The sequence below is a fragment of the Kitasatospora phosalacinea genome (assembly GCF_000717185.1).
Taxonomy (GTDB): Bacteria; Actinomycetota; Actinomycetes; order Streptomycetales; family Streptomycetaceae; genus Kitasatospora; species Kitasatospora phosalacinea_A.
This window is the reverse complement of record NZ_JNYE01000009.1, coordinates 98,176-109,019: the sequence shown is the minus strand read 5'-3', so window position 1 is coordinate 109,019 and position 10,844 is coordinate 98,176. Positions and strand designations below refer to the sequence as shown.

Annotated in this window: 11 protein-coding genes and 1 pseudogene; 7 read left to right on the top strand and 5 right to left on the bottom strand. The window is 74.5% G+C overall.

Going from position 1 to position 10,844, the window contains the following annotated elements:
- The coding region (locus OO57_RS06055; RefSeq protein WP_033251246.1) for an aminotransferase class I/II-fold pyridoxal phosphate-dependent enzyme at positions 1–1,024 on the bottom strand (1,024 nt) is incomplete at its 3' end.
- Between the two features lie 34 nt (positions 1,025–1,058).
- On the opposite strand from OO57_RS06055, the gene OO57_RS06050 reads away from it, so the two are divergent.
- From OO57_RS06050 to OO57_RS06025, 6 genes are all read left to right on the top strand, one after another.
- On the top strand, positions 1,059–1,724 hold the full coding sequence (locus tag OO57_RS06050; protein WP_033251213.1) for a pyridoxamine 5'-phosphate oxidase family protein: 666 nt from the start codon (positions 1,059–1,061) through the stop codon (positions 1,722–1,724).
- Positions 1,718–2,365: an FMN-binding negative transcriptional regulator gene (locus OO57_RS06045; protein WP_033251212.1), complete on the top strand. Its 648-nt coding sequence runs from the start codon at positions 1,718–1,720 to the stop codon at positions 2,363–2,365. Before OO57_RS06050 ends, OO57_RS06045 begins: the two co-directional genes overlap by 7 nt.
- A 55-nt stretch (positions 2,366–2,420) precedes the next feature.
- The gene (locus OO57_RS06040) at positions 2,421–3,881 is read left to right on the top strand and encodes a sugar porter family MFS transporter (RefSeq protein ID WP_051776689.1); all 1,461 of its coding nucleotides are present in this window, start codon (positions 2,421–2,423) and stop codon (positions 3,879–3,881) included.
- 148 nt (positions 3,882–4,029) lie between these two features.
- The gene (locus OO57_RS06035) at positions 4,030–4,725 is read left to right on the top strand and encodes a dienelactone hydrolase family protein (protein ID WP_033251211.1); all 696 of its coding nucleotides are present in this window, start codon (positions 4,030–4,032) and stop codon (positions 4,723–4,725) included.
- 427 nt (positions 4,726–5,152) lie between these two features.
- On the top strand, positions 5,153–6,454 hold the full coding sequence (locus OO57_RS06030) for an MFS transporter (RefSeq protein ID WP_051776681.1): 1,302 nt from the start codon (positions 5,153–5,155) through the stop codon (positions 6,452–6,454).
- An 80-nt stretch (positions 6,455–6,534) separates the two neighbouring features.
- On the top strand, positions 6,535–7,053 hold the full coding sequence (locus OO57_RS06025; protein ID WP_033251210.1) for an HAD domain-containing protein: 519 nt from the start codon (positions 6,535–6,537) through the stop codon (positions 7,051–7,053).
- Between the two features lie 6 nt (positions 7,054–7,059).
- Here OO57_RS06025 and OO57_RS06020 read toward each other — a convergent pair whose 3' ends face one another.
- Together OO57_RS06020 and OO57_RS06015 are read right to left on the bottom strand one after the other, a co-directional pair.
- The gene (locus tag OO57_RS06020) at positions 7,060–7,362 is read right to left on the bottom strand and encodes a hypothetical protein (protein WP_033251209.1); all 303 of its coding nucleotides are present in this window, start codon (positions 7,360–7,362) and stop codon (positions 7,060–7,062) included.
- Between the two features lie 89 nt (positions 7,363–7,451).
- On the bottom strand, positions 7,452–8,102 hold the full coding sequence (locus OO57_RS06015; RefSeq protein WP_051776678.1) for an MBL fold metallo-hydrolase: 651 nt from the start codon (positions 8,100–8,102) through the stop codon (positions 7,452–7,454).
- Here OO57_RS06015 and OO57_RS47330 point away from each other — a divergent pair.
- Positions 7,986–8,261, top strand: a pseudogene (locus OO57_RS47330) (TetR-like C-terminal domain-containing protein); the annotation flags it as partial. The gene OO57_RS06015 and the pseudogene OO57_RS47330 sit on opposite strands and share 117 nt — an antisense overlap.
- Positions 8,262–8,369: 108 nt before the next feature.
- On the opposite strand, the gene OO57_RS06010 reads toward OO57_RS47330, so the two are convergent.
- Both OO57_RS06010 and OO57_RS06005 read right to left on the bottom strand, forming a co-directional pair.
- Positions 8,370–9,158 carry a CPBP family intramembrane glutamic endopeptidase gene (locus tag OO57_RS06010; protein ID WP_033251208.1) on the bottom strand — a complete coding sequence of 263 codons (789 nt, stop codon included), beginning with the start codon at positions 9,156–9,158 and terminating at the stop codon, positions 8,370–8,372.
- 166 nt (positions 9,159–9,324) lie between these two features.
- Positions 9,325–10,824 carry a hypothetical protein gene (locus OO57_RS06005; protein WP_033251207.1) on the bottom strand — a complete coding sequence of 500 codons (1,500 nt, stop codon included), beginning with the start codon at positions 10,822–10,824 and terminating at the stop codon, positions 9,325–9,327.
- Positions 10,825–10,844 lie beyond the last annotated feature (20 nt).

Sequence of the window (10,844 nt, the reverse complement as noted above, 5' to 3'; positions counted from 1 at the left end):
GGGCGGGGGCGGGCGGGCGGCGGCGCAGTTCGAGGACGGTGCGCTGCAGCAGGTGGCTGACCCATCCGGCGTCCAGCCGTTGGCGGCCCAGGACGCGGGAGATCGTGTCGGCGTCGCCGGTGCAGACGGCGACCCGCAGGTCGGGGCCGAGCGCCTTGGCGGCGGAGCGGACCAGCGCCCAGTGCGTGACGGTGCCGTCGGCCAGGGACTGGAAGGGCTGGTCGACAATGCCGTGGCCGTGGTCGTCCTCGATCAGGATGGTGCCGGGGCGCTCGGCCAGCACGGCGCGCAGGGCGGCGGCGCGGGCGGGGGTGAGGGCGGCGCCGGTGGGGTTCTGGGCGCGGCTGGTGACGACCAGGGCGCGGGCGCCGTGGTCGAGGGCGGCGGCGACGGGGCCGGGCAGCGGGCCCTGGTCGTCGACCGGGACGGGGGCGGGGCGCAGCCCGAGGGCGGGCAGCAGGTCGAGCAGGCTGCCCCAGCCCGGGTCCTCGACGGCGACGGTGTCGCCGGGGCGCAGGCGGGCCGACAGGACGCGCGCGATGCTGTCCAGCGCGCCGGAGCAGACCGCGAGTTCGCCCTCGGGGACGCCGTCGGCGCGGAACTCGGCGCGGTAGTCGGCGAGCAGTCCGGGTTCGGCCACGGGGTGCCCGTACAGGACGGTGGGGCCGGTGGCCGCGGCCGCCAGGGCGGGGCCGAGCGGGGGCAGCAGGGCCGGGTCCGGGTTGCCCGCCGAGACGTCCCGCGCGCCGGAGGGGACGGGCAGCCGGGCCTGGTCCCGCGGGGCGGTGACGGGGCGGGGGCGGACCCGGCTGCCGCGCCGCCCGGCGGTCTCGATGACGCCGCGCTCGCGCAGCAGGCGGTAGGCGGCGGCGACGGTGTTGGGGTTGACGCCGAGCTCGCCGGCCAGGTCGCGCAGCGGGGGCAGGGCGGCTCCGGGGGTCAACTCCCCCGCGGCGACCGCGCGTTCGACGTCGGCGGCAATCTCGCTGGCCCGCCGACCGGTGATCCGATACTCTCCTAGCACAAAGCCGATTATGCACTAGTGCAGAGGAGTTGTCATGTCGGACAACCCCGGCGGGTCGTACACCCGCGACGACCTCACCACCCCCACCCGCTCCAAGGAGCGCGCCGCCTGGGACGAGGAGGCCGTGCACGCGGTCCTCGACGCCGGCTACCTCTGCCACCTCGGCTTCGTCCGGGACGGCGCCCCGGTCGTGCTGCCCACCCTGTACGCCCGGGTCGGCCGGGTGCTGTACGTGCACGGCTCCACCGGCAGCCGGCCGCTGCGCGGGGCGCGGGACGAGCAGGGCCTGCCGGTGTGCGTGACGGTCACGCACCTGGACGGGCTGGTGCTGGCCAAGTCCGCCTTCCACCACTCCGTCAACTACCGCTCGGTGGTCGCCCACGGCACCGCGCACCAGGTCACCGACCCCGCCGAGCTGCGCCTGGCGCTGGACGCGATCGTCGACCAGGTGGTGCCGGGCCGCGCGGCCGACTGCCGCCCCGCCGACGCCAAGGAGCTGGCCGCCACCGCGGTGGTCCGGCTGGAGCTGGACCGGGTCTCGGCGAAGACCCGCACCGGCGGCGTCAACGACGAGGAGGAGGACCTCGACCTGCCGTACTGGGCGGGCGTCGTCCCCGTCGCCCCGGCCTACGGCGCGCCGCTGCCCTCCCCGCACACCGACGCCGAACTCCCCGCCTACCTGCGGGAGCTGCCGTGCTGATCCGGGGCTGGGACCGCGGCGCCGAGCAGGAGTGGCGCCAGTGGCTGGCGGCGGGCCGGGACTTCGGCACCCTGGCGGCCAACGGGGCCGACGGCCCGGTGCTGGTGCCCACGCACTTCCTGCTGGACGCCGAGGCCGGCCAGGTGCTGCTGCACCTGGCCGCCGCCAACCCGCTGCTGGCCGCGGTGCGCGCCGACCCGCACGTGACGCTGGCCGTCACCGACGACTACGCCTTCGCCCCCGGCCGCTGGCGCGGCGCCCCCTACACCCCGACCAGCTACTACGCCTCGGTGCAGTTCTCCTGCACCGCCGAGCTGGTGGAGTCCCCGGCGGAGAAGGCCGCGATCCTCAACCGGCAGCTGGCGCACTTCCAGCCCGAGCGGCCCGGGGACCGGGTGGAACCCGCGAACGCCTACTGGGCGCAGCTGACCGCCGTCCGGGGGCTGCGGCTGACGGTGCACCGGGTGCGGGCCAAGTTCAAGTACGACGACAAGAAGCCGGTCGAGCTCCAGGGCGAGGTGGCCGGGCGGCTGGCCGAGCGGCACGCGGCCACCGGGAACCCGCAGGACGCGGGCGCCCGGGAGCAGCTGTTGCGGCGGATGGCCCTGCGGACGGGCCCCGCTGACCGTTCGTCGGACTGACAGTTCGTCGGCCGCGGGCGTGTCGGACGCGGTCGGCGGGGTAGCCGCTGGTCGAATTACCTCCGGAGATTTCCGTCCAAAACAGGACGGATCGTCACGTAGGGAGAGACCACTGGGTACCCACTCCGCCCCCAGGGACGAGCACCTCGGCCACGTGGTGTTCATCTCCGCCGCCGCCGCGATGGGCGGGTTCCTGTTCGGCTACGACAGTGCGGTGATCAACGGCGCGGTCACCGGCATCCAGAAGCACTTCGACGTCGGCAACGGCGAGACCGCGTTCGTGGTCGCCATCGCCCTGCTCGGCTCGGCGGCCGGTGCCGTGGTGGCCGGCTGGCTGGCCGACCACTACGGTCGGGTGCGCACCATGCTGCTGGCCGCCGTGCTGTTCGCGATCAGCGGCATCGGCTCGATGTTCCCGCCCAGCATCGAGGTGCTGGGCATGTGGCGCGTGCTCGGCGGCATCGCCATCGGCATCGCCTCGGTGATCGCCCCGACCTACATCGCCGAGGTCGCGCCCACCGCGTACCGGGGCCGGCTGGCCTCCTTCCAGCAGATGGCCATCGTGCTCGGCATCACCGTCTCGCAGCTCGCCAACTGGGCGCTCAACCAGGCCGCCGACGGCCAGTCCACCAACCACCTGGCGGGTGTCCAGGCCTGGCAGTGGATGCTCGGCGTGGAGACCGTGCCCGCGCTCGTCTACGGGCTGATGGCGCTGTCCATCCCCGAGTCGCCGCGCTACCTGCTCAGCGACAACCGGGAGCCCGAGGCCCGCAAGGTGCTGGCCGAGGTCGAGGGCTCCGACGTCGACCTGGACGCCCGGGTCGCCGAGATCCGCCGGGTGCTGAACACCGAGCACAAGCCCCGCCTGAAGGACCTGCTGGGCGGACGCTTCGGACTGCTGCCGATCGTCTGGATCGGCATCGGCGCCTCGGTGTTCCAGCAGTTCGTCGGCATCAACGTGATCTTCTACTACTCCTCGTTCCTGTGGCAGTCGGTCGGCATCGACGAGTCCAACTCGCTGCTGATCTCGCTCTCCACCTCGATCGTGAACGTGGTCGGCACCGTGGTCGCGATGCTGCTGGTCGACCGGATCGGCCGCAAGCCGCTGGCACTGGCCGGCTCCGCGGGCATGGCCGTCGCCCTCGGCCTGGCCGCCTGGGCGTTCTCGTTCCGGCAGGGCACCGGCGACAGCGCGACCCTGGACGACGCGTACGCCACCACGGCGCTCGTCGCCGCGCACGTCTTCGTGTTCTGCTTCGCCTTCTCCTGGGGCGTGGTGGTCTGGGTGCTGCTCGGCGAGATGTTCCCCAACCGGATCCGCGCCCTCGCCCTGTCGGTGGCCGCCTCCGCGCAGTGGATCGCCAACTGGGCCATCACCGTCACCTTCCCCAACCTCTCCGACTGGAACCTGTCGGCGACGTACGTCATCTACGCCTGCTTCGCACTGCTGTCCATCCCGTTCGTCGCCTTCTGCATCAAGGAGACCAAGGGCAAGGCCCTGGAAGAGATGGGCTGAACAGCAGGCGACGGTACGTCAGGAGCGGGTGGCGGACGTGGAATCCGCCACCCGCGGCGCATAGAGTGCGCCCCGACCAGCAGTCGAACCCGCTGCCCGCCGCGAGCCGCCGCAAGCCGCCGCGCGCGGCCGTCCCGACGGAGGGGCCATGGGCGCCGCCCGCCAGAACACCAGCTTCCCCGGCCCCGCCACCGGGAGCACCCTGCACGGCTACCTCGCCCGGCCCCCCGCCGGGACCGGCCCCGGCGTCCTCGTCGTCCAGGAGTGGTGGGGCCTCACCCGGCACGTCGCCGACCTCGCCGACCGCCTCGCCGCCGCCGGCTTCACCGCCCTCGCCCCCGACCTGTACGGCGGCACCGTCACCCACGACCGGGCCGAAGCCGCCCGCATGAAGCGCGAGCTCCCCGTCGAACGGGCCACCGCCCAACTCGCCGCCGCCGTCCAGCACCTGCTCGACGACCCGGCCACCGTCGGCGACGCGATCGGCGCCGTCGGCCTCTGCATGGGCGGCGACCTGGCCCTGCGCCTCGCCGTCCAGGAGGGCGACCGCATCGCCGCGGTCGTCCCCTTCTACGGCCTCCCCGCCGAGGACCACCACTACGACGGCCTGACCGCCCACGTCCTCGGCCACTACGGCGAACAGGACGCCTCCCTCCCCGCCGGGACCGTCGACGAAGCGGCCGCCCGCATCGGCGAAGCGACGGGGCGCCACCCCGAGATCCACTTCTACCCGGCCGGCCACGCCTTCCTCAACGACGAGAAGACCCCCAGCACGTACGACCCGCTGCAGGCCGAGATCGCCTGGCGCCGCACGCTCAGCTTCCTGCGGGGGCACCTGGGCTGAAACCCGCCTCCGGCTGGGGAAGGGGCGGGGGCGGGGAGCGCCTCCGGCGGGGGGAAGGCTCTGGGAGTGAGGAAGACACCGAGGCCGCCCGGCGGTGCGTGCCCCGCCTCCCACCGGGCCGCCCGGACTGCAACCCGCCTCCGGCGGGGAACTGGGTCGAGGAAGGGGGAGCGCCTCCGGCGGAGGGAAAGGGCGGGGGCGGGGAGGAGACCGAGGCCGCCCGGCGGCGCGTGCCCCGCCTCCCACCGGGCCGCCCGGACTGCGACCCGCCTCCGGCGGGGGGAAGGGGCTGGGGGTGAGGAGGAGACCGAGGCCGCCTGGCGGTGTGTGGCTTCGCCTCCTGGCGGGGGGCTGGGTTGAAGTCTCCTGCGGTGGGGTGGGGGAAAAGCGCTGGACAGTGGGGGTGTGGCAGGTCCATGGTCGGGCGGTGACGTTCCTCGATCCGGCCTGGGCGGGCCGTAACTACCGTGTTCAGACCGCTGCGACGGTGGTGAGCGGGCTGGGCAATGCCGCGGCTCCGATCGCCACTGCGTTCGCCGTGCTGCATTCCGATCCGCGTTGGGGCAGTGCCGAGGTGGGGTACGTGACTGCGGCGCGGACGGTGCCGTTGGTGGTGTTGCTGCTGGTGGGGGGTGCGGTCGCGGACCGGTTGCCGCGGCACCTGGTGATGGTGGGGGCGAACCTGTTCAATGCCGGTTCGCAGGGGGTGCTGGCGGCGCTGGTGCTGTTCGGGCACCCGAGCCTGTGGGCGCTGATGGTGCTCTCGGCGGCGGGCGGGGCGGGGCAGGCGTTCTACGCCCCGGCCGCGGAGGGGGTGATCCTGCAGGCGGTGCCGGCCGAGCACGCCGCGAAGGCGTTCTCGGTGTTCAAGATGGCGGTGAACGGCGCGTCGATCGGGGGCGCGGCGCTCGGCGGCGTGCTGGTCGCGGTGGTCGGCCCCGGCTGGGTGCTGGCGGCCGACGCGGCGTGCTTCGCGGTCGCGGCGGCGCTGCGCGCGGGCCTGGAACCGGAGGGCCCGGGGCGGAGCCCGTCGCGGCCCGGCCTGGTGCACGAACTGCTGGTCGGCTGGCGGGAGTTCACCGCCCGGCGGTGGCTGTGGGCGATCGTGGTGCAGTTCGGCGTGATGAACGCGTGCGTGCTCGCCGTGGAGGCGGTGTACGGGCCGGTGGTGGCCGAGGACCGGATGGGCGGGGCCGGGGCGTGGGGCGTGGCGATGGCCGCGCTGAGCGTCGGCATGGTGGCGGCGGGCCCGCTGATGACGCGGTGGCAGCCGCGTCGACTGCTGCTGGTGGGCAACGGCGGGGTGTTCCTGTTCGGGCTGCCGCCGCTGGCGCTGGCACTGGGCTGGCCGCTGGTGCCGGTCGCGCTGGCGATGTTCCTGGCGGGGGCGGGCACCACGGTGTTCGTCGTGGGCTGGATGGTGACGCTGCAGCAGGAGGTCCCGGAGGAGCTGCTGTCGCGGATGTCGGCGTACGACTCGTTCGGTTCGTTCGCGCTGCTGCCGCTGGGCACCGCGCTGGCCGGTCCGGCGGCGAACGCGTTCGGGCTGTCCGGGGCGCTGTGGGGGTGCGCGCTGATCTGCGCGGTGCTGGCCGGGCTGGTGCTGCTGGTGCCGGAGGTGCGGCGCCTGGAGCGCGCGGTTCCGGAGGCACGGGCCGGGTCGGCAGCAGGGCCGGGGGACGGGGCGGGGGCCGGGGTCGTGGAAGCGGCGGCCGTCACTTCCGGGTGACAGTCGCTGACAGCTTGCAACCTCCCGGGCCCCGGGTTCGTCCGACCAGGTAACTGGCCGCGACCGGGAGGGATCGCCGCATGGGCAAGCCACTGCTGTACCTCGACGTCGACGGGGTGCTGAACCCGGTGTTCCCGCACCCCGACGACGACTTCGACGCGCACACCCTGCTGGGCTACTCGGTGCTGCTGTCGGCGCGCCACGGCGACTGGCTGCGCGAACTGGCCGACCACTACGAACTGGTCTGGGCCACCACCTGGGAGGAAAGGGCCAACGAGCACATCGGCCCGCTGCTCGGGCTGCCCGAACTGCCGGTGGTGGTGTTCAGCGGCTACGTGCCGCAGCCCGGCGACCCGCGGGTGCCGCTGATGGAGCTGTTCTCGGCCGCCAAGTGGGCGCCGCTGCTGCGGCACGCGCAGGGCCGCCCGTTCGCCTGGGTGGACGACTGCATCCCGCCGCGCCTGGTGCGGCACAGCGTGCTGCGGACGGACCGGCTGCTGCTGCCGGTCGACCCGGGGCAGGGGCTGCAGCGCGAGCACGTGGACCGGCTGCTGCGCCGCCCGCCCTCCCGGGCCCGGCTGAACCCGTGGGCCTGTTAGGCCCCGTCAGTTCTCGGGGCGTTCGGGGAAGGTGTGCAGCGGGGCGGGCAGGGGGGCCGTGCGGTCGGAGATCTCGACCCAGACGCGCTGCCAGCGGGCGGTCTCGGTGTGGCCGTAGCGGTCGCCGAGGGCGAGGACGCGCAGCATGGCGAGCGTTTGGGTCTGGTCGGGCTGTTCGGTGACCCGGACGGAGAGCCGGGTGGCGCCGTGGCGGGTGCGGTCGACGACGGGCGGGCGGCCGGTGAGCTTGTGGAGCGCGTCCGCGATCAGGCGCACCCGTGCGCCGTGCGGGCCCGGCAGTCCGTCCATCTGGCGCTCCCCCGTCGTGCGTACCCCGCCATCGCGGCCGTCGGGGCCAGCCTACCGCCGCGCGGTGACGGGGCGTCAGCGCGGAGCGGTCACAGGAGCAGGGGCTGTCCGGGGGCGAGGACGTGCACGGCGGTGTCGGGGGCGAGGTCGGCGGCGGCGTCCCGGTAGAGGTCGGGGCGGTCGCGGACCAGTTTCAGGACGGTGGCCTCGCGCAGCCGTCCGGCGGTGAAGGCGTAGTGGATGGGGACGGCGAGGCGGGGGCGGAGCACGGCGGTGAGTTCGGCGGCCTGCCGGGCGTCCATCACCACCTGGCGGTTGAGGGCGGGGCGGATCCGCAGGCCGTTGATCGGGAGCAGGGCGAGGTCGATCTCCGGGAAGCGCCGGGCGACCTCGTCGAGGGCGGGGACGCGGAGGGTGTCGGCGCCGAAGAAGACGGTGCGGCCCTCGTGCCGGAGCACGAACGTCACTTCGGGGACGCCGTGCAGGGCGGGCGCGGCGGTGACCTCCACCGGGCCGAGGCGGGTGGACTGCCAGGGGTCGAGTTCGGTGACGCGGCGGAACCCGGCGGCCCTGACCCGGGCGGCGAGGCCGCGGACCACGGCGAACGGGACGTCCTTGTCGGGGTGGGCGGCGAGCGCGTCGAGGTCGCCGGGAACGTTGGGGACGCCGGGGACGGCACGGACGGTCGGGGACGGCTGCGGGCGCTGTGCCTGGCGTACTGCGCGTACGGGCAGGCGCACCCCGGGCACTACCGGGTGCTGTTCGGCACCGCGGGCTCGCCCGGCTGGGAGCCGGAGCAGATGGCGGGCCTGCCCGCGCTGGCGCTGCTGGACGCGGCCGTCCGGGAGGCGCGCGGCGGTGGCGGGGAGCCGGGGATCACGCCCCGGACGCTGTGCGTGTGGGCGGCGCTGCACGGGCTGGTGACGCTGCGCCGGGACCGGCCGGGCTTCCCCTGGCCGCCGGTGGAGGTGCTGTGGACGCCCTGTTGGACGCCCAGCTGGGAAGGGCTACGGCAGCCAGCTGACGTGGCCGGCCAGCAGGGCGTAGCCGACGAAGGCGGTGGTGTCGATCAGGGCGTGCGCGGCGACCAGCGGGCCGACCCGCTGCCAGCGGCGGTAGAGCAGGCAGAAGACCACGCCCATCACCATGTTGCCGACCAGTCCGCCGAAGCCCTGGTAGAGGTGGTAGGAGCCGCGCAGCACCGCGCTGGCGGCCACCGCCGCGGGCCAGCCCCAGCCGAGCTGCTGCAGTCGGCGCAGCAGGTAGCCGACCACGACGACCTCCTCCAGGACGGCGTTCTGCCAGGCGGAGGCGACCAGGACGGGGATCCGCCACCAGACGTCGGGCAGGCCGGAGGGGGCGACGGCGAGGTTGACGTCCGCCGCCTGGGCCGCCAGGTAGAGGGCCAGGCCGGACCCGCCGATGCAGGCGGCGACCAGCGCGCCGCGGCCGAGGTCGGAGAGCTTGTGGCGCAGGTCGAAGCCCAGCGTCCGCAGCGAGGCGCCCTCGCGGACCAGCAGGTAGCCGACCAGGACGACCGGCATCAGGCCGCGGGCGACGTAGTAGAGCTGCCAGGCCAGGTCGAGCCAGGGGCGGCCGGGGGCGCGGGAGGCGTTGAGGGTCGCGACCTGGCTGCCGAGGTCGGCGGACTCGGTGAGCGAGCCGACGAAGCTGATCAGGGCACTGACGCCGCTGGCACCGAGGGAGAGGCCGAGGACGATCAGCAGCTCGACGGCTAGGAGCCGTCGCGAGGGGGCCTTGGGGGTGGTGGCGGGCTCGGCCGAGGCGGTGGTCACGGGTCTCCCGGGGGCGGACGATCGGCCCGGGGCCGTGCTGCTGCCCCGGGCCGATCATCCTTTCGGGCTCCGGGCTCCGGGCTCCGGGCTCCGGGCTCCGGGCTCCGGGCTCCGGGCTCCGGGCTCCGGGCTCCGGGCTCCGGGCTCCGGGCTCCGGGCTCCGGGGTCAGCCGACCGGCCAGGTGTGCACCGGTTCGCCGGTGCGCATGCACTCGATGTAGCGGCGGGTCATCGCGGCGATCGCCTCGTTCGGGCCGAGGCCGTGGTGCTCGCGCAGGCGGTGCACGGTGGCGGCCTGCCAGGCGGCGCCGTTGGTGCGGCGCAGGCAGCGCTGCTCGATGATGCCGAGGTAGCGGTCGCGGTCGCGGGCCTCGATGCCCCACTCGTCCAGACCCTGGTGGGCGAGCGGGAGGAGTTCGTTCAGCACCAGGTCGGTGGCCGGGAGCTCGACCTGGCCGCGGGCGCCGCGGCCGCTGCGGGGCCACCACTGGACGGCGTCGATGCCGTGCCGGGCGCCGTTCTGGAAGTTCCGGTCGGCCAGGTCGAAGGGGAGCCTGGTCCAGATCGGGCGGGGCTGTTCGGCGAGGACGCGGACCAGGCCGTAGTAGAAGGCGGCGTTGGCGAGGGTGTCGACCACGGTCGGGCCCGCGGGCAGGCAGCGGTTCTCCACCCGCAGGTGGGCGACGCCGTCGGCGACGTCGTACACGGGGCGGTTCCAGCGGTAGATGGTGCCGTTGTGCAGCCGCATCTCGCCGAGCCGGGGGACGCCGCCGGAGGACAGCACCTTGACCGGGTCCTCGTCGTCGCAGATCGGCAGCAGCGCCGGGAAGTAGCGCAGGTTCTCGGCGAACAGGTCGAGCGCGGAGTCGACCCAGCGCTCCCCGAACCAGGTGATGGGGCGCACGCCCTGCGCCTTGAGCTCGGCCGAACGGGTGTCGCAGGCCTGCTGGAACAGTACGGGGCGGGTCTCGCGCCACAGCTCGCGGCCGAACAGGAACGGGGAGTTGGCGCCGAGCGCGAGCTGCACGCCGCAGATCGCCTGGGCCGCGTTCCAGACCGAGGCGAAGCGGGCCGGGGTGACCTGGAGGTGCAGTTGCAGCGAGGTGGCGGCGGCCTCGGCGACCATCGAGACCGAGTCGACGGCGAGGCGCTCCACGCCGTCGATGTCGAGCGCGATGTCCTCGCCGCGGGCGGCCAGGATCTGCTCGCTGAGCAGGCTGTAGCGGTCGTTGCGGCTCATCGCGTCCAGCCCGGCGTGCTGGAGGTCCAGGGTGGGCAGGATGCCGACCATCACGATCCGGGCGCCCGCGGCGGCGGCCCGCCGGTCGGCGTAGCGCAGGCCGGTGTCGAGCTCCTCCCGCAGGTCCTCGAAGACGTGTCCGCCCAGGCGGCGCGCGGCGACGTTGACCTCGATGTTGAACCGGCCGAGCTCGGTCTGGAAGTCGGCGGAGGAGATGGCGTCCAGCACCTGCTCGTTGCCGAGCACCGGCAGGCCCTGCTCGTCGGCCAGGTTCAGCTCGATCTCCAGGCCCATCATCGCCCTGGGGCGGTCGAACCGCTCCTCCCTGAGCATCCGCTCCAGCACGTCCAGGCAGGACTGGAGCTTGCGGCGGTACAGCTGCCGGTCGGCCAGCTCCGCCCGCGTCGCCACGACCTTCTCGCCCACGGGTGCCTTCCCTCCCTTCG